Genomic DNA, 19,503 nt, shown 5'->3' on the forward strand with positions numbered 1-19,503 from the left:
TTTTTTTGTTCACCATTTCCAAACAACGTCATAGATACCTCCTACCCACTTTCCCTGCGGCTATTGTTTTATATCATCCTTATTACTCTCTATAGCGTCGCAAACCGGATAATCTGTAACGAAATGCAGTAAATCGTTCAGAGCGAGCCCGACGCCTTGATCATCAGATAACTGTTCACCAGCGCGACCGGCAGTTGCGGAGCCTGCAGATCCAGCGTCAGCACCCCCTGGTGACGCAGTCTATCCAGGCTTTTCCGTCTCCCATCGAGGTACTCGTTGACAGTATGAAATTGCAGCGCCTCATCCAGGCCGTGCACCGGTCGCTCCAGCACTTCGTCCAGAATGGTCTCCCGCAGATTGGCCACCACGACCAAATGCCGCCGTTTCAGCAACTGCACCGCTTTAATCAAGTCATCATGATCCTCATCCCGGGTATTGGTCATCAACACCACCAACGCACGTCGCGGCTGCAGAGACATCACCTGCTTGGCCGCCAACAGGAAATCCGCAGCTTCCTGGCCGGCACTCAGATCATAGGTGCGGGAGAGCAACTCCTTGACCACACCGCTCCCCTTATGGGGCGGCAGCCAGCGCTCCACGCCGCCGAACGAAAGCAGCCCCACCGCGTCACCCTGTTGTGCGGCCACATGGGCCAGCAACAGCAGCGCATTCAAAGCTTGATCAAAATGCACCCGGCCCGACTCTTCATGACGCATACGGCGGCCGCAATCCAGTAAAAACAGCACTTGCTGATCACGCTCATCCTGGTACTCCTTGGATATCAGCTTGCGGTAACGTGAAGAGGCCTTCCAGTCGATCTGACGTAATGCATCCCCGGCGCGATAATCACGCAGCTGGTGGAAATCGTTACCCTGCCCCCGGCGCTGCCGCCGACGGACCCCCATCTGACTGAGTCGGTGATCGGTCGCCAACAGAGCATAACGCCCAATCTCCTGGAAATTGGGAAACACCTTGACCGATTCGGCCAACGGATAGAAGTGCCGCTTACGCCAGAAGCCCAGTGGCGACATCAGCACCAGATCGCAACCACTGAACGTCGCATCGCCACGCCGCTGCGGCTTCACCCGGTACGCCACCTGGGCCGAGGATTGCGCCGGCAAGACCAAAGGATAGGGCATGGCTTCGCTATCAAACCAGGAGGGGTGGTGATCATGCAGCGAGATATTGAGCGGGCGTGCTCCCGGGTTGCCCAGCGTCAGCCCCACTTTCGACCACACGCCTACGGGTATGCTGTGATGAAGGGTCCGTTCCAGCGTGAGCACCGGCGCGCGCTTGACTAACAACCCATCTAACAACGCCATCCCGCACAACACCCAGAACAGCACCAGCCAGATCTCATGCAGCGCCGGATACGCGAGCGCGACCGCGGCCGGCAGACCGACACCGGCCGTGGCCCAGAGCAGCGACCGGCTCGGCGTCATAGGCGCGGCGCTTCCACGTTGACCAGGATATCGGCCAGTACATCATCCGGGCGGTAGCCCTCGATCTCCAGATCGGTGGTCAATTTCATGCGGTGTCTCAGCACAGCCGCCGCCACCCCTTTCACGTCATCCGGGGTAACATAGGCATTTCCCGCCAACAGCGCGTGGGCCCGGGCGGCACGCAAAAGCGCAATACTGCCACGAGGGCCTGGACCCACTTCTACCCCGCTCCAGTCCCGCGCCGTCCGCACGATACGCACCGCATAGGCGACAATCTGTTCATCCACATCCAGACTAGCTGCCGTCTGCTGCAGGGCCAATACCTGGGCCGGGGTCAGCAAACCCTGCACCGCCGACACATCCAGTTGGTCACCCACCGCACCATGGGTGACATGATGCACCAATGCCTGCTCTTCCTCCTGGGCAGGGTAGTCGATGAACACTTTGAGCAGGAAGCGATCCAACTGGGCCTGCGGCAACGGATAGGTACCCTCCTGCTCAATCGGGTTTTGCGTCGCCAACACCAAAAACGGCAAATCCAGGGGATAGGAGGTGCCTTCGATGGTGACCTGCTGCTCCTGCATCACTTCAAGCAGCGCCGACTGGGTTTTAGCCGGCGCCCGGTTGATCTCATCGGCCAGCAGGAAATTGCAAAACACCGGCCCTTTGCGCACCCGGAAGGCATCGCGCTTCATATCAAACATCACATGACCACTGATATCGCTCGGCATCAGATCCGGGGTGAACTGCACACGACTGAAATGACCACCCACGGCAGCGGCCAGGGCACGCACCAGCAGCGTCTTGCCCAGCCCGGGAACCCCCTCTACCAGGACATGTCCGGCTGCCAGCAGGCCGATAATCACCTCTTTGATCACCCGGGTCTGGCCGATTACGGCGCGCTGCACCTCACGCTCCAGTCCCTGTACCTGTGCCACGGTCTCCTGGGACAGACCACCCGTTGCCGGCATTGCCACGCTTATCTCATCATCCACTACCGTTCTCCTAAATCCTGTCCTTTCTGTATACGCAGTTGGGCCGCCAATTTCTGTTGTGCCGCCGTCACCTGAATAAATGCCTGTTCACCCTGATAATCACCAAACAGCGCCCGCTCCACCGCCTGCGGCGTCAAGCCGGCATGTTGCGCGATCCACTGGCAGCAGGCCGCCTGCTCCAGCGTGTTCAGTATCGGGTGGCGCTTGCGCCACGCCAGCAACAGTGCGGCCTGGGATTGCCGGAACGTCCCGCTGGCCTGATCGGTACGCCAGACAAAGCGTCCAACCGCCGCCAAGTGCTCCAGCAGGTTACGCCGTAACGGCTGGCCGGAGGTGAGAAGCGGGCCGCTACGACGCGTCAGCGACCAAACCCACAACAACCCCAATGCCAGCAGCGACAAGACCAGGCCCGGGGCCAGGCGCCAAAGTAGCACCGGCAAGGCCGGCATCGCACTGCTATAGAGCAGCCAGGCTTTGCGCTGATCGCCGACCAGTAGCGCCAACAGCAAGGCATGGTCCCGCTCACCGATAGCGCCGTTGGCGAAGATCTCCAAATCACTGGTCACCGTAATCCGCCCTTGTCCCAATTGGAACTGCAGCAGGTGTGCCCCCGCTTCCGTCTCGACTGCCCAGTCGGCCCGGCCCTGGCTGTCAAACAGAACACGCCGGTCACTGAACGCGACGCCGATTCGCTGGCCGCTGTTAGGTGTATCGAATTGCACCGCGCTTTGTGGCGCCTGATCGGGCTGATCCGTATCGGCGGTTTCGTCCGCCCCCTCGTCCTCGGCGTCACGCAACACCAGATGGACACCCAGTGCATCCAGCAGATTGTTGCCGCTGGATTGGGCCTCGTCATCCCACACCTCCTGCGGTGTAATCAGCAGATGTCCACCCTGCCTGACCCAGTCCATCAAAGCCTGTTCCCGTTCCGGCGGCAGACTGACACCGAGTCGGTAAACCAGCAGCAGGCCCGACTCGGACGGCGGTGTCATCAGTCGATCCCGACCACTGAGACTTTCGGTCGTCACATGGATTCGATTAAGAAACCGTTCGGCGGCCAGTAACGGATTTCTTTTTGCCTCGGGCGACATCCCGGTCACGATCTCCCGGCTACGTTGTTCATAATTGGTCAGAAACCACTGAACGCCCCAACCGGCCAGGAGTAACAGCAACACGCTGATCAGCGCCCAGAACCACTTATTCGACATGACCCGACACCCCGCCGAATAACTGCTCCCACTCGCCACACAGCCCCACTACCAATTGAGCATCGGGCAACCGGTGGCCGTAAGCCGCCGCTACCCAGAGCCGAGTCAGACGGACAAAAAACGCTCCCTGATCCGCCGGGCATACCGCCAATACCCGCTCGACACACTCCCCTTCGGTGGCACTATCCGGTATCGCCAGACGCTCATGCTGCAACAACGCCACCAGTACGCCCCGATAGAGGAGACCGAGCGCCTGACGGATCTCCCCTTGCTGTAAAAGTTGCCGGCAGGCTCCGGCAATATCGTCCGGCAGCGAATGGCTCTCCAGCTTCAGACCAAACAGTGTGGCCGGCTTGGGCTTGCGGTTTTGCCTGGCCGACGATAACGAACCGATCACCAGAAACGCCCTGTTGGCCCAGGCCTTGTACAGCAACCAAGCCAAGAGCACCCCTGCCACCATCAACAGCACCCCTTTGCCGAAGGCGGCAAAACCCTGGGCAAACCCTTCCATCAACTGCACGATCCATTTCACCAGCCAGTGCTCGTCTTCGGGATGGGCATCGGGCTGATCATCGGCGCCGATAAACTTCCAGTAGGTCACCTGCTTGTGCTTGCCGAAGGCCGGATCATCAAGCACCTGCTGTATTGTCGTCTTCGCCTCCCGGACGTCCAGTTCAGCGGCCGTCGCATCGGCAGTGTAACCACCACTCAGCAGGCCGCCGCAAAACAGCAACAGCAGCGCCGCGGCCGATAATCCGCTCCAGCGAGCCTGTTTTCGGTTGATCAGACGGCGGAAGGCGATCTCAATATCCCACGCCTCCAGTTCGGTACGCCGGGTCAGATAGAGGGCGAAGCCGGCCGCCACATAGAACGGGGCGATCAACGACATGGCGAGCAAGTCACCCAAATGCTGCAGCCACTGCTCCAGGCGACCGGGATTGAACAGGAAATTATCCAGATCCAACCAGCGCAACTCTTCCGGTAGCATGATGACGATCAGAAAGACAAAGGAGACCTCCAGGATAATCTCAAAATGCATCCCGGCTATGGTCAACCAAGTGCCGGCCTGTTGTCCCCGCCCCAGTACCGCGAGCCGCTTCTTGCGTGCTTTGCCTTTCAGTTTTTCCAGTACCGTAACCGGCATGTTGAACGAACGGTTGGGATTGAAACGTCGCCAGGTGAGATTGGCCAACAGCTGCCCGGGAATAACCTTTTTTGCCTGCTTAAGCGTACCCGCCAGACCGAGCTTATCGGCAAACAGCGCCCGACTGAGCCAGAACAGCAACAGCGGTTCATAGGCCGGCTTGCACCACCAGACGATCACGATCACCCAGATCGGCTGTTCGGAAAGAAACAGCGCCGACAACAGATAGATCGGCAAGGCCAGGGTCAGCCAGAGCAACCAGAGCGGCACGAACCAGGCGCGCGCCATGGTGAAGCCGAGATCGATCGCCTCCCAGGGGGTACGAGGCCGCACGGTTACCGCTATTTTATCCAGCTCCATGCGCCCCCCTGCCAGCCAGACCTAGGTAGAGCAGTACCAGCAGCCAGAGCAGGCCGGCCACACCGTACTTGATCTGGATAGCGACCGTACTGGAGGACCAGAAGGCTTCGATAAAGGCCGCAATTAACAGCATGAAAGCGGCGCCCATCACCAGCGGCAACGCCTCCCGCGCGCGCTGCTTCAGCGCTACTAACCGGCTCAGGGGGGCCGGGGCAACCAGGGCATGCCCCAGGATCAAACCCGATGCACCGCAAATCACGATGGCGGTCAACTCAAACGACCCGTGCCCGCAGACAAAAGACCAAAAGGTATCCTGATAACCGATCCGGGTCAGGTGACCGGCCACGGCACCGATGGCGACACCGTTAAACAGTAGCAACAGCACCGTACCGAAGCCAAATAACATACCACCGGCAAAGGTGCGAAAACCGATGCCGATATTATTGGAGATATAGTGACCAAACATCATCATGTCTGTCTCGGCACTGCGCTCCAGGGCGCGTCCGGGCTTGCGGTTGGCCGGATCGTACATCGACTCCATCTGCGCCACCTGATCTTCATCCATCACGCTGTAGATCAACTCCGGTTGCAGATAGCAGAAACCCCCTACCAGTAGACCGGGTAGAGCCAGCAAGGCCACTGCCAACCAGAAATAGGCGATCTGTCTGCGCAGGGCGCGAGGGAAACCGAAAGCGATGAACTGCACCAGACGCCACAGCTCGGCACTGCGTCCCGAGTACAGGTGACGATGGCCACGTTGTACCAGTTCATGCAGTTGCTGCTCCAGGGCGGGGCTGTAGTGACGGCTGCGGGCAATCGCATAGTGATTGCAGACCTGTCGGTAAAGCAGCGGTAGTGATTCCACCTCGGATGGGGATTGCCGACGCTTGCGTCGGGAGCGGTCCAGATCGTCCAACAGCAGGCGCAACCGCTCCCACTGGTCCCGATACTGCTTTTCAAAATCCAGTTGCCGCATCCTGTTAATCGACCCTAGCGCCCCTGCGCCAACCAGCTGGCGTAGGCGTGCAACGCCGTCACGGCCGCCTCCCCACGCTGGCCGGTCAGGTCGCTGAGGATCTCCGCCAGTTCAATACGCCGCTCCCCAGTTAATAGCGGGGTCCGTTCGGCAAAGGTCAGCAGCGTTCGCTGCTCCTCCCGGGTGAGTGGATGGGGGGGATGTACCGGCGCTACATCCGGCAGTTCATGACGGACGCTCGACTTGTCCCGGTACACCACCAGGGTACCGGCAGCCAGGTCGCCAAGTCGTTGGAAATTTCGGCTCAATAACATGGATACCAATCCCGTCGCATAGAGAAAGGGCAGAAAGTCGGCCGCCCGCAGCAGGTTCCTGATCAAAGAGGCGGACCAGGAGACCGGCGTGCCGTTATCTTGGATCACCTCCAGACCCATAGCCTTTTTACCCGGCGTTGCACCTTGCCGCAGCTCGAAGAACACCGGATAAAACCACTCGATCAGAAAGAACACCACCAAGCTGAGCCCGAAACCCAGACCACCCAGAAACGAAAACGGGATGGCGATCGCCAGATAGAGACCGATACGAATCAGCATATCGATAGCCCAGGCACAGGCGCGCACCACCGGCCCGGCGATGCGGATGCCCAGGGCAATCCCCTCCGGGGTCTCATAACTGCGCGTGGTATCCAGCATTAAGCGGCAATCATGCGTAGTAGATATCGCGATAGGAGGTATACATGGAAGCGGTCATCACCGGCATCACCACCAACAGCCCCAAACCCACCGGAATAGCGCCGACAAAAAACAGTACTATCCCTACAATACCGTAAAGCAGGAATGGCAGGATATTCTTCAGACAACCGGAGAAGCTCAACTTCATGGCGCTCAATGCCGACATCCCCTCCATTGAGATCAGCGCCGGGGCAAACCAGTACGCCATCATCAGCGGAATGGAGAGTCCCAAGGCCATCAGTGAGATCAACAGTATCGACCCCACCCCCATGGCAGATTGCATGGTGCTCGGGTCGGGATTCTGCATGGCGTCCATCCCGCCCATCATGCCGACCAGGACGCCGCCACTCACCATACCCACCACAACCATAATCAGAAAAAAGCCGATCAGGTAGAGCAAGCCGACCAAAACCAGCTGTCCGACGCTGGAAGAGAATCCGGAAAACAGGTGACTGATTTCAAAATCGTCCCCATGCTCCTGCGCCGCCGATCCCAGCATGAGGCCGGCAAGTATGACCGGTGACAACAGGGTAATCACCAGTGAACCGACAAAAGGCACCAGGCTGAGCCCCACTGAAAGCACCACCCAAACCACCACGGCGATAATCCAGGCCAGCGGATTCTGCTTGAAATGCCAGAAGCCACGGGTAATCCATTTCCAGCCATTCCCGATTGGGCGTGTTATCGGGTCCGCCAGCTCACCGCGCTCCACCTCGCCCACCAGCTCGGCCTGTGGCGCCGCATAGGGGTCTTTCGTCTCTGAGCTGCCCGCTCCAGCCTGTTCCACCTCGGCCGCCTGCCGCGCCAGGTATTTCGGGATCACAATGCCACAGCTCTGGCAGGTCTCGTTCTCGATGGTTTCTGAACCGCATTTGGGGCAGGTAGGAGTAGCCGCCAATTCCGGCGCTTTGTCCAACGAAGCGACGGTGGGGCTGTCTGCTGAATAGGGCGCCGCCTCTTCCGTTTCATCCTCTGCTTCGGCTTTCGGAAGTAACGAGAGATCATCCAGGCCCAGCTTTTTTTCCATCGGCTCAAGTCGCACAATCATGCCGATCGATTCCAGCGCCTGTCGATATTTCTCCGCCCGTTCTTTATCCAGCTCCTTCTTCAGCGTGATCTCACGCGAAGCGGCCAGCACCTTTCTGGCCTTCTCCTCGGACACCTTGAAACGTTGGCGAAAATTCTCTATGGCTTCGCTCTTTTCCGTGCCAAGCCGAAGTTGTCCGGTATAGATTACTCGATAGCGATCACCCACAGTCCCCTCTCCTTATCATTCTCTTTTTTATGCGGCGAGGCATCCCCAAACGCCTCGGTCCATGCTCCATGCTACAACCCGTGCAACCCACTCCCCTTGCCACTGACGGAGCACTGCCATCGGATTCTATGATATCGAGGTAAAAATCTAAATCCTGAAGGGGATAATAATCGCGTCACAGCAGCTATTTTGCTAGCTGTATCCGCTTTCTGCAGTATTTATAGGGTTTGGTAGGCGTTCCCACGCAGAGCGTGGGAACGAGAAGTCGTTCGCGGCATAAGTCCATCCCCTCCCAAAGCCGCTCCCGCACATCCTTGTGCTCCGCGGCATAAGTCCATCCCTGGACAAAAAAAAAGGGTGCCTTGCGGCACCCTATCAAGGCTCACTGCTGAATGGGTCTTAGCTGATCTTGGGATCCAGCGCTCCGCTTTCGTATTGACCGAACATGGTTTCCAACGATTCAGCACGGATCTTGGAAGCGTGACCGCAGCAACCAAAGGCTTCATAGCGCGCCTTGCAGATCGCCTTCATACCCTTGGTGGCCTCTTTGAGGAACTTGCGCGGATCGAAGTTGGACGGTGCATCATGCAGGTGACGGCGGATGGAACCGGTTGAGGCCATACGCAGGTCGGTGTCGATATTGACCTTCCGTACACCGTGTTTGATACCTTCGACGATCTCTTCCACCGGCACGCCATAAGTCTGACCCATGTCACCGCCGTAGTTATTGATGATCGCCAGCCACTCCTGGGGCACGGAGGAAGAGCCGTGCATCACCAGATGGGTATTGGGGATGCGCTGATGGATCTCTTTGATGCGATCGATACGCAACACTTCTCCGGTCGGTTTCTTGGTGAATTTGTAGGCACCGTGAGAGGTACCGATGGCGATAGCCAACGCATCCACCTGGGTCAGTTTGACGAAATCGGCCGCTTGTTCGGGATCGGTCAACAACTGATCCATCTCCAGTTTACCTTCGGCGCCGATACCGTCCTCTTCACCCGCCTCACCGGTCTCCAGCGAGCCAAGACAACCCAGCTCACCCTCAACCGAGACACCGCCGGCATGCGCCATCTCCACCACCCGGCGAGTGACATCTACGTTGTACTCATAGGAGGAGGGGGTTTTGCCGTCGGTCATCAGCGATCCATCCATCATCACCGAAGAGAAACCGGACTGGATAGAGCGCAGGCAGACTGCCGGCGAGGTGCCGTGATCCTGGTGCATGACGATGGGAATATGCGGATAGGCTTCCAGCGCGGCCAAAATCAGGTGCCGCAGAAAGGTTTCACCGGCATAGGCGCGCGCACCGGCCGAACCCTGCATAATCACCGGGCTGTCGGTCTCATCCGCCGCCTGCATAATGGCGTGCACCTGCTCCATATTGTTGACATTGAAAGCCGGCATACCGAACTGGTTATCGGCGGCGTAGTCCAGCAGCTGTCGCATGGAAATAAGAGGCATGATGTTCTCCTTCTCTAAATAATTTTTTGTTTAATCTGCCGGACGAAGTTCCGTCCGTTATGTAAATCAAGTCGAGTCAGCAGTGCTCCCCGACACGTAAAATCTTCATCACATTGGTACCGCCCATGACGCCGTTGGTATCACCCTTGGTGATAACCAACAGATCCCCGTTGCGTACTGCGCCCCGCTGCAGCATCTCATCCACGATCGCCTTGTTGATATCCTGGGCGTTGTCGTTGGAGACATCGAAACTCACCGGGTAGACACCACGAAACAGTGTCACTTTGCGGCGGGTCGCCACATGGGAAGTCAACGCATAGATGGGAATACCGGAACTGATACGGGACATCCACATCGGCGTATAACCGGTCTCCGTCCAGGCTGCGATCGCCACCACGTTGAGATGGTTGGCGGTATACATGGCGGCCATGGCGATGGCTTCATCAATTCGGCCGAACACGCTGTTCAAACGATGGTGCGATTTGCGCACCTTGCGCTGCTTCTCCGCCTCGCGGCAGATCTTGCTCATCGCCTCCACCGTCTGCACCGGGTAGTGGCCGGCCGCCGTCTCGGCCGAGAGCATGACGGCATCGGTACCGTCCAGTACCGCATTGGCCACATCAAACACTTCGGCTCGGGTCGGGATCGGATGTTCGATCATCGATTCCATCATCTGCGTAGCGGTAATCGCCACTTTGTTGCGCGACCGTGCCAGACGGATCAACCGTTTTTGTACGGCCGGGAGTTCCGCGTCACCGATCTCCACACCCAGGTCGCCGCGGGCAATCATGATCGCTTCGGAAGCTTCGATAATCCCCTCGATCACCTCCAGCGCTTCGGCCCGCTCCACCTTGGAAACGATGCCACCGGTGCCGCCCGCTTCACGTAGCAGCAGTCGGGCCTGGTCCACATCTTCGGCACTGCGCACAAACGAGACCGCCAGATAGTCCGCCTCAATGCTGGCGGCAAAAACGATGTCGTCCTTGTCCTTGTCGGTCAGCGCCGGCGCAGAGAGCCCGCCTCCCTGCTTATTGATACCCTTGCTGTTGGAGAGCTCGCCACCGGTTTCCACGCGGCAGTGGATCTCGGTCTCGCTGACCTCGTTGACCCACAGCACAATGGCGCCGTCTGCCAGCACCAGGGTATCGCCCCGCTTCACATCCTGAATCAATTCGGGAAAGGTCAAGCCCACCCTGGACTGATCACCATCCTTGGGCCCACACCGGGTATCCAGGATGAAGGGATCACCCTTTTCAAGAAATATCTTACCCTCGCGAAATCCAGTGATCCTGATTTTCGGTCCCTGAAGATCCACCAGCAATCCCACCTGGCGACCGCTGGCGCGTGCCCGGTCCCGCACGATTTCGGCGCGCCGCCGGTGCTCTTCATGCGTGCCGTGGGAAAGATTCAAACGCACCACATCCACGCCTGCACCGATCAGTTGATCGAGAATCTTGGGGTCGTCGGTTGCCGGCCCCAGTGTCGCTAAAATCTTAGTTCTTCTTAACATAGTGTCTCCGGGGTAGAGCCCGATTCGCCCGGGCGCCCACCCCATTTGCGGTTAGTCAGCCGCCCGCGACTCTAACATTTCGACGGCCGGCAATTTCTTGCCCTCGAGGAATTCCAGGAAGGCCCCCCCCCCGGTTGAAATATAGGAGATGCGGTCGGCAATGGCATATTTATCCACGGCGGCAAGGGTGTCGCCGCCACCGGCAATCGAAAAGGCTGAAGACTCAGCGATCGCCATACCCAGCGTCTGGGTGCCGGCCCCGAACTGGTCAAATTCAAATACCCCGACCGGTCCATTCCAGACAATGGTTCCGGCGGACTTCATCATCTCGGCAAAACGTGCCGCGGTTTCGGGACCGATATCGAAAATCATATCGTCATCGGCCACCTCTTCCACCCGTTTCACCGTGGCTTCGGCAGACTCGGAAAACTCCTTGCCACACACCACATCGGTGGGCACCGGGATCTCTCCCCCTTTGGACTTGGCCACCTCCATCAGGCGTTTGGCCTCCGGAATCAGGTCGGCTTCATAGAGCGACTTGCCGACGTTAAAGCCGGCCGCGGCGATGAAGGTATTGGCGATACCGCCACCGGGAATCAGTTGATCCACAATCTTCGACAACGCGTCCAGCACGGTCAGCTTGGTGGATACCTTGGAGCCACCGACAATGGCTGCCATGGGCCGGGCCGGGTTATCCAACGCCTTACCCAGCGCTTCCAATTCACCGGCCAGCAGGGGGCCCGCACAAGCGGTGGGGGCGTACGTACCGGCACCATGGGTAGAGGCCTGGGCACGATGTGCTGTGCCAAAGGCATCCATCACATAGATGTCGCACAGACCGGCATATTGGCGCGACAGGGCTTCGTCATTCTTCTTTTCGCCCGGGTTGAAACGGACATTCTCCAACAACACCACATCGCCATTTGCCATCTGCGGCGACTGGTCCAGGTAATCGCTCACCAGCCTCACCGCTTTCCCCAACGCTTCAGTCAGGTAGTTGGCGACCGGCAACAGGGAGAACTCCTCGGCATATTCCCCTTCGGTCGGCCGTCCCAAATGCGACATCAACATCACTTGGGCACCGGCTTTGACGCAATGCTCGATCGTCGGCAGGGAAGCGCGAATACGTTTATCCGAAGCCACCTTGCCTGCCTTGATCGGCACATTCAGATCCTGGCGGATCAGCACCCGTTTACCGGCAAGGTCAAGATCGGTCATTTTGATAACGGACATGGAAAGGATCTCCTGAAAACGCGTGTTTATTATTTAAAAGGGATTAGATGAAAGGATGATTTCAGCTAATGCCTCTTGGTAGCGAACCGATTGCCCCGGTGCGAATGACTCGCACCGGGGCAATGTGGATTGAGTAGACAGCAGAAACTTACCTCCCATCTACGTTTTATCCGATTCGTTATTTCTGCATAACGCGGACCATCTCCAACACCTTGCTGGAGTAACCCCACTCATTGTCATACCAGGAAACTACCTTGACAAAAGTGCTGTCCAGGGCGATACCGGCACCCTCATCGAAGGTGGAGGTGCAGGATTCACCGCGGAAATCGGTGGAAACCACTTTTTCGTTGGTGTAGCCCAGGATGCCCTTCATGTTGCCCTCAGAAGCATCCTTCATGGCACTACAGATATCCTCGTACGAGGCTTCGCTCTTCAGTTCGACGGTGAGATCCACCACGGAGACATCAGAGGTGGGCACACGGATCGACATACCGGTCAGCAGGCCGTTCAGTTCGGGGATGACTTTACCGACCGCCTTGGCGGCACCGGTGGAAGACGGGATCATGTTCTCCAGGATACCGCGGCCACCGCGCCAATCCTTCATGGAGGGACCGTCAACCGTCTTCTGGGTAGCGGTTGCCGCATGCACGGTGGTCATCAGGCCACGCTTGATGCCGAAGCTGTCGTTCAGCACCTTGGCGATCGGAGCCAGACAGTTGGTGGTGCAGGAGGCATTGGAGATGATGGTCTCGCCGGCGTACTTGTCATGGTTCACGCCGTAGACGAACATCGGGGTGTCATCCTTGCTCGGGGCGCTTTGGATGACCTTCTTGGCGCCCGCGGCGATGTGTTTCTCGCAGGTCTCTTTGGTCAGGAACAGACCGGTGGATTCCACCACCACGTCGGCACCCACTTCGTTCCACTTCAGATTGGCCGGATCACGCTCGGCGGTCAGACGAATACGGTTGCCGTTGACAATCAAGGTATTGCCATCAACGGCCACATCGCCTTTGAAGCGGCCGTGTACCGAATCGTACTTGAGCATATAGGCTAGGTAATCGGGATCCAGCAGATCGTTGATGCCGACGATTTCGATATCAGAAAAATCCTGCACAGCTGCGCGGAATACCATACGTCCGATTCGGCCAAAACCGTTAATGCCTACTTTGATAGTCATTAGAAAAACCTCCAAAAGTTGTAAATTACTGCAATCAGATTTCCAGATCGGGGGCACCATCGGCACCCCCTGGCACCATTCAGTTAAAGCGTCTCTTCTACTGCCTTGACGACATTTTCAACGGTAAAGCCGAACAGCTTAAACAATTCTCCAGCCGGTGCAGACTCGCCGAAGCGATTAATCCCCACCACCTTGCGTGCATACTTGTACCAGCCATCGGTCACGCCCGCTTCCACAGCGACCCGTGCCGTCACGGCCGTCGGCAGCACCGACTCCCTATACGCCTCGTCCTGCGCCTCAAAGGCATCCACCGACGGCATGGAGACGACCCGAATCTGCTTGCCCTTCGCAGACAACTCAGTCGCCGCATCCACCGCCAGCCCAACTTCGGAGCCGGTGGCGATGATGATGGCATCCGGTGACCCGTCACAATCCCGCAACACATAGCCACCCTTACTGATATCCGCAATCTGCTGCTCCGTGCGCGACATAAACGGCAGCCCCTGACGTGAGAAGATGAGACAGGAGGGCCCGCCGCTTCTTTCGATTGCCGTCTTCCAGGCCACCGCGGTTTCGACGGTGTCACAGGGGCGCCAGACTGACATGTTGGGGATCATGCGCAGCGTGGCGATCTGCTCGATCGGCTGATGGGTCGGGCCATCCTCGCCCAGCCCGATGGAGTCATGAGTATAAACAAACAGCGAACGCTGTTTCATCAGCGCCGCCATGCGCAGGGCATTGCGGGCATACTCCGAGAACATCAGGAAGGTGGCGCCAAACGGGATGAGACCGCCATGCAGGGCCACACCATTCATGATGGCCGACATACCGAATTCACGCACGCCGTAGTTGATGTAGTTGGAATCGGGGGATTCGGCACGCATCGGCTTGTAACCGGACCATTCTGTCAGGTTGGAGCAGCCGAGATCGGCAGAGCCGCCGAACAGCTCCGGCAGCAGCGCGGCGTAACCTTCGATAGAAGCCAGCGAAGCCTGACGGGTGGCCGGGCTCTTCGCCTCGCTATTCATCTGCGCCACAAACTCGGCAGACTTGGTCGCCCAATCTTCCGGTAGATCGCCGGCCATGCGGCGTTTAAATTCCGCGGCGAGTTCCGGATGAGCTTCCTGGTAGGCGGCAAACTTGGCGTTCCACGCCGTCTCGGCGGCCGCGCCCTTCTCTTTGGCATCCCAACCGGCGTAGATATCTGCCGGCACCTCGAAGGAACCATGATCCCAGCCCAGTGCCGCCTTGGTCAGATTGATCTCTTCCTGGCCTAGCGGCGCCCCATGGCAAGCATGGCTGCCCGCTTTGTTGGGGGAACCGAAACCGATTGTGGTCTTGCAGCAGATCAGTGTCGGTTTATCGCTCATCGCCCTGGCGAATTCCAGTGCCTTGTTGATCGCTTCCGGATCATGCCCGTCCACATCGGGGATCACATGCCAGCCATAGGCCTCAAAACGTTTCGGGGTGTTGTCCGAAAACCAGCCTTCTACATGGCCGTCGATGGAGATGCCGTTGTCGTCCCAGAAGGCGACCAATTTGCCGAGACCGAGGGTACCGGCCAGCGAGCAGGCTTCATGGGAGATACCCTCCATCAAGCAGCCATCGCCCAGGAAGACATAGGTGTGGTGATCCACCACGGTATGGCCGTCACGGTTGAACTCAGCGGCCAGCGAGCGCTCGGCGATCGCCATGCCCACCGCATTGGTGATGCCCTGGCCGAGCGGCCCGGTGGTGGTCTCGACTCCCGGTGCATAACCGTACTCCGGATGCCCCGGGGTTTTTGAATGCAGTTGACGGAACTGTTTCAGATCCTCAATGCTCAAGTCATAACCGGTCAGATGCAGCAGGGAGTAGATCAGCATGGAGCCGTGACCATTTGAGAGCACAAAACGGTCCCTGTCAGCCCACTTGGGATTCGCCGGATTGTGCTTCATGTAGTCATTCCAGAGGACCTCGGCGATATCCGCCATCCCCATGGGGGCACCGGGATGGCCCGAATTGGCCTTCTGGACGGCATCCATACTGAGTGCGCGGACGGCGTTAGCAAGATTTCTGCGTGAGGACATTTGTCTCTCCTATCTAAGGATGGTTAAGTAATTCTGTATCCGTCCGGCGCGGAAATCCCGCCGCCGTCGGTAGAGGGCCGCCCGCAACGGGCAACGCCTTGTCTATTCCTGGGCCTGTATTGACCGATTCACCTCTGCCGACTCTAACGGCTACGGGATATCCATCCCACCTGGTCAGGCCGCTATCAAAATGTAGTTCAGGGGATGCCATTCTTGCGCCATCATCTGCGCGGGGCAAGCCAGATCCGTTTATAGGGGTAAAAACAGTGTCGAACACACAACCTAACACACTGATTTCTATAACTTAAATACATTCAGCGTGCAGGCATTTTCTGTTTCAGCGTCACGCGCTATCACGCCATTTTATTGAACACCCTATGCTGGGTATCTGATCCTCCGGTCCCTTTCCAGTCAGCGCGACCTGCCGCATCGCCTCAAACAGGTCGCGGCGCGCATCCTCCATTGCAGGCGCCATTCCACTGGCATCCAATCTTCCCCGGTATTGCAACTGCAGTTCGGCGTTATAGCCGAAAAAATCCGGGGTACAGACTGCGCCATACTGCTTTGCCACCTCCTGGCTCTCATCCATTAAATAAGGGAAGGGAAACTGGTAGCGCTCGGCAACCCGCACCATGTTTTCGAACGAATCCGCTTCATAGAGTGTCGGGTCATTCGACATAATCGCTACCGAATTAATACCCAACTCCCTTAACTCTGAGGTATCGCGCACCATGCGCTCACGCACCGCCTTCACATAGGGGCAGTGGTTACAGATAAACATCACCAGCAGTCCCTTTTCCCCTCGGCAATCGGCCAAGGTCCAGCTTTTTCCATCTACCCCTGGAAGCTCAAAATCAATGGCCGGTAGGCCAAACTCACACACCGGCGTTTGTAATGCGACCATGTGACATCCCCCCGGATCCTTTGGCGCAAAATCAACGGAACATAATGCTACCTTAAAAGAATGGCAAGAATCATATAAAATTCTTATGGAAGCTATTACCGTGGATTAATTGACATTGATGGGGGCTGAAGCTAACTTAGGGCAGCGCTAATTTGACTCAGATTGCGGGCGCTCAATAAATGCAGCTAAAGCGAGCAAACAGTGACTGATTACTGTGAACCCGTCTTTAGCCACCGCTAGACGGGTTTTCTATTTTCTGGAAGAAATAAATTATGAGTGACTACATCTTTACCTCTGAATCGGTCTCCGAAGGGCATCCCGACAAGGTTGCGGACCAGATCTCCGATGCGGTGCTGGACGCCATCCTTACCCAAGACCCCAACCCGGAGCATGCCCGCGTGGCTTGCGAGACCATGGTAAAGACCGGTGCGGTCATCGTCGCCGGCGAGATCAGCACCGATGCCTGGGTCGACCTGGATGATCTGGTGCGCAAGGTGATCTGCGATATCGGCTATACCAGTTCGGATGTGGGATTTGACGGTAGCACCTGTGCCGTCATGTCACTGATCGGCAAGCAATCCAGCGATATCGCCATGGGCGTGGACCGCAAGGCGCCGGAAGAGCAAGGTGCCGGCGACCAGGGCCTGATGTTTGGTTACGCCACCAACGAGACCGATGTGCTGATGCCGGCACCGATCACCTACGCCCACCGGCTGGTGGAGCGCCAATCGGAGATGCGCAAGAAACGGGTACTGCCCTGGCTGCGCCCCGATGCCAAGAGTCAGGTGACCCTGCGCTACGAAAACGGCGTGGTGACCGGTATTGATGCGGTCGTGCTCTCCACCCAGCATGATCCCGATATCAACCAGAGCGACCTGTACGAAGCGGTAATGGAGAATATCCTGCAGCCGGTACTGCCCAAGGCGTGGCTGGATAAGTGCCCGCAAAACAAGATTCATATCAATCCCACAGGCTCTTTCGTGATCGGCGGTCCGGTAGGCGACTGCGGCCTGACCGGGCGCAAGATCATCGTCGATACGTATGGCGGCATGGCGCGTCACGGTGGCGGCGCCTTCTCCGGCAAGGATCCGTCCAAGGTGGACCGTTCGGCCGCCTACGCCGGTCGCTATGTAGCCAAGAACATCGTTGCCGCCGGTCTGGCGGACCGTTGTGAAATCCAGGTCTCTTACGCCATTGGTGTGGCAGAACCGACCTCTATCTCTATAGAGACCTTCGGCACCGCCAAGATCGATGAAGTTAAAATCGCCCAGTTGGTGCGTGAGCACTTCGACCTGCGCCCCTATGGTATCCTGCAGATGCTGGACCTGGTGAAGCCGATCTATCAAAAGACCGCCGCTTACGGGCACTTCGGTCGAGAAGAACCGGAGTTCACCTGGGAGCGGACCGACATGGCCGAGGCCCTGCGGGCAGAGGCTGGTCTGTAACAGACCCATAAAACACTCCTCCTCCTGAGAAGCGCTGCAACAGGTTTACCTGCCAGGCTCAGGAGGAGGCTTCAAAAACCCATGAACGGCGCTTAGTTTTTTCGGAGACTAATCATGAACGCCGTAGCAGAAAACCGCTTTACCGATTACAAGATTGCCGACCTCTCCCTGGCCGAATGGGGCCACAAAGAGATCGCCATCGCCAATACCGAAATGCCGGGCCTGATGGCGTTGCAAGAGAAGTATGGCGATAGCAAGCCACTAAAAGGCGCGCGCATCGCCGGCAGCCTGCACATGACCATCCAGACCGCCGTACTGATCGAGACCCTGGTGAAACTGGGGGCCGAGGTACGATGGGCCTCCTGCAACATCTTCTCCACCCAGGACCACGCCGCGGCCGCCATCGCCGATCAGGGCATTCCGGTGTTCGCCTTCAAGGGCGAGAGCCTGGCCGATTACTGGAACTATACCCACAAGATCATGGAGTGGCACGACGGCGGCACCCCCAACATGATCCTGGATGATGGCGGCGACGCCACCGGCCTGCTGATCCTGGGCAGCAAAGCCGAAAAGGATATCAGCGTGCTGGATAACCCCGGCAGCGAAGAAGAGAAGATCATGTACGCCGCCATCCGCGCCCGTCTGGCGGAACAGCCGAGCTGGTACTCCGACAACCTGAAAAACATCAAAGGCGTCACGGAAGAGACCACTACCGGGGTGCACCGCCTCTACCAGATGCAGGAGCGCGGCGACCTGCCGTTCCCGGCTATCAACGTCAACGATTCGGTGACCAAATCCAAGTTCGACAATCTGTATGGCTGTCGCGAATCTCTGGTGGACGGTATCAAGCGTGCCACCGACGTGATGATCGCCGGCAAGATCGCCCTGGTACTCGGTTACGGTGATGTCGGCAAGGGCTGCGCCCAATCCCTGAAAGGGCTTGGCGCCACCGTCTGGGTCAGCGAAATCGATCCGATCTGCGCCCTGCAGGCGGCAATGGAAGGCTACCGGGTAGTGAATATGGATGAAGCCTGTGCCGAGGCCAATATCTTTGTCACCACCACCGGCAACTACCACGTTATCCAGCATGACCACATGGCCAAGATGAAGGACCAATCCATCGTCTGTAACATCGGCCATTTCGACAATGAGATCGATGTAGCCAGCCTGGAACAGTACGAATGGGAAAACATCAAACCCCAGGTGGACCACATCATCTTCCCCGATGGCAAGCGTATCATCCTGCTGGCCGAAGGGCGGTTGGTTAACCTGGGTTGCGCCACCGGCCATCCCAGCTTTGTCATGTCCAACAGCTTCACCAACCAGACCCTGGCACAGATGGAGATCTGGAACAGCAACGGCGAATATAAAAACCGGGTCTACACCCTGCCAAAGAAACTGGATGAAGAGGTCGCCCGCCTCCATCTGGAGAAGATCGGGGTCAAGCTGACCACCCTGACCCAGGAGCAGGCTGACTACATCGGCGTGCCGGTGGAAGGGCCTTACAAGCCTGAGCACTACCGTTACTGATCGGAACCGGTCCCGCCGTAACGGCGGGACCGCTCAAGCTAACCCACGGTAAAGCCCGCG

General features: G+C 58.0%; 15 protein-coding genes and 1 riboswitch. Of the genes, 2 read left to right on the forward strand and 13 right to left on the reverse strand.

The window, feature by feature from the left end; genetic code table 11:
• Positions 1–137: 137 nt before the first annotated feature.
• From ACQY5R_RS10640 to ACQY5R_RS10700, 13 genes are all read right to left on the reverse strand, one after another.
• Positions 138–1,442, reverse strand: coding sequence for a DUF58 domain-containing protein (locus ACQY5R_RS10640; protein ID WP_428608002.1), 1,305 nt, complete (start codon positions 1,440–1,442; stop codon positions 138–140).
• Positions 1,439–2,437 (reverse strand): AAA family ATPase, encoded by a 999-nt coding sequence (locus ACQY5R_RS10645; RefSeq protein WP_428608006.1) that lies wholly within the window; start codon positions 2,435–2,437, stop codon positions 1,439–1,441. Before ACQY5R_RS10645 ends, ACQY5R_RS10640 begins: the two co-directional genes overlap by 4 nt.
• On the reverse strand, positions 2,437–3,645 hold the full coding sequence (locus ACQY5R_RS10650) for a DUF4350 domain-containing protein (RefSeq protein ID WP_428608008.1): 1,209 nt from the start codon (positions 3,643–3,645) through the stop codon (positions 2,437–2,439). Before ACQY5R_RS10650 ends, ACQY5R_RS10645 begins: the two co-directional genes overlap by 1 nt.
• Positions 3,635–5,149 carry a DUF4129 domain-containing protein gene (locus tag ACQY5R_RS10655; protein WP_428608011.1) on the reverse strand — a complete coding sequence of 505 codons (1,515 nt, stop codon included), beginning with the start codon at positions 5,147–5,149 and terminating at the stop codon, positions 3,635–3,637. The genes ACQY5R_RS10650 and ACQY5R_RS10655 overlap by 11 nt, the downstream gene beginning before the upstream one ends.
• The gene (locus ACQY5R_RS10660) at positions 5,136–6,125 is read right to left on the reverse strand and encodes a stage II sporulation protein M (protein ID WP_428608014.1); all 990 of its coding nucleotides are present in this window, start codon (positions 6,123–6,125) and stop codon (positions 5,136–5,138) included. The genes ACQY5R_RS10655 and ACQY5R_RS10660 overlap by 14 nt, the downstream gene beginning before the upstream one ends.
• 14 nt (positions 6,126–6,139) lie before the next feature.
• The gene (locus ACQY5R_RS10665) at positions 6,140–6,817 is read right to left on the reverse strand and encodes an RDD family protein (protein WP_428608016.1); all 678 of its coding nucleotides are present in this window, start codon (positions 6,815–6,817) and stop codon (positions 6,140–6,142) included.
• A gap of 10 nt (positions 6,818–6,827) precedes the next feature.
• Complete coding sequence (locus ACQY5R_RS10670; RefSeq protein WP_428608019.1) at positions 6,828–8,111, reverse strand: BPSS1780 family membrane protein; 1,284 nt, start codon at positions 8,109–8,111, stop codon at positions 6,828–6,830.
• 399 nt (positions 8,112–8,510) lie between these two features.
• Complete coding sequence (fba, locus tag ACQY5R_RS10675) at positions 8,511–9,575, reverse strand: class II fructose-bisphosphate aldolase (protein WP_428608021.1); 1,065 nt, start codon at positions 9,573–9,575, stop codon at positions 8,511–8,513.
• A gap of 76 nt (positions 9,576–9,651) precedes the next feature.
• On the reverse strand, positions 9,652–11,085 hold the full coding sequence (gene pyk / locus ACQY5R_RS10680; protein ID WP_428608024.1) for a pyruvate kinase: 1,434 nt from the start codon (positions 11,083–11,085) through the stop codon (positions 9,652–9,654).
• Between the two features lie 51 nt (positions 11,086–11,136).
• The gene (locus ACQY5R_RS10685) at positions 11,137–12,318 is read right to left on the reverse strand and encodes a phosphoglycerate kinase (protein WP_428608027.1); all 1,182 of its coding nucleotides are present in this window, start codon (positions 12,316–12,318) and stop codon (positions 11,137–11,139) included.
• Between the two features lie 178 nt (positions 12,319–12,496).
• Positions 12,497–13,495 carry a type I glyceraldehyde-3-phosphate dehydrogenase gene (gap, locus tag ACQY5R_RS10690; RefSeq protein ID WP_428608029.1) on the reverse strand — a complete coding sequence of 333 codons (999 nt, stop codon included), beginning with the start codon at positions 13,493–13,495 and terminating at the stop codon, positions 12,497–12,499.
• Positions 13,496–13,578: 83 nt separating this feature from the next.
• Entirely contained in the window at positions 13,579–15,564 is a 1,986-nt protein-coding gene (gene tkt, locus ACQY5R_RS10695) for a transketolase (RefSeq protein WP_428608032.1), read from the reverse strand.
• Positions 15,565–15,907: 343 nt separating this feature from the next.
• Positions 15,908–16,468: a thioredoxin family protein gene (locus ACQY5R_RS10700; protein WP_428608034.1), complete on the reverse strand. Its 561-nt coding sequence runs from the start codon at positions 16,466–16,468 to the stop codon at positions 15,908–15,910.
• Between the two features lie 272 nt (positions 16,469–16,740).
• Between ACQY5R_RS10700 and metK the strand changes: the two genes are divergently transcribed.
• On the forward strand, positions 16,741–17,913 hold the full coding sequence (metK, locus tag ACQY5R_RS10705; RefSeq protein WP_428608035.1) for a methionine adenosyltransferase: 1,173 nt from the start codon (positions 16,741–16,743) through the stop codon (positions 17,911–17,913).
• 20 nt (positions 17,914–17,933) lie between these two features.
• A riboswitch (S-adenosyl-L-homocysteine riboswitch) is annotated at positions 17,934–18,014 on the forward strand.
• Positions 18,015–18,027: 13 nt separating this feature from the next.
• Complete coding sequence (ahcY, locus tag ACQY5R_RS10710) at positions 18,028–19,443, forward strand: adenosylhomocysteinase (RefSeq protein WP_428608037.1); 1,416 nt, start codon at positions 18,028–18,030, stop codon at positions 19,441–19,443.
• Positions 19,444–19,503: the final 60 nt, after the last annotated feature.

Source organism: Sedimenticola sp. (assembly GCF_050289425.1).
In the GTDB taxonomy this organism is placed as follows: Bacteria; Pseudomonadota; Gammaproteobacteria; order Chromatiales; family Chromatiaceae; genus Sedimenticola.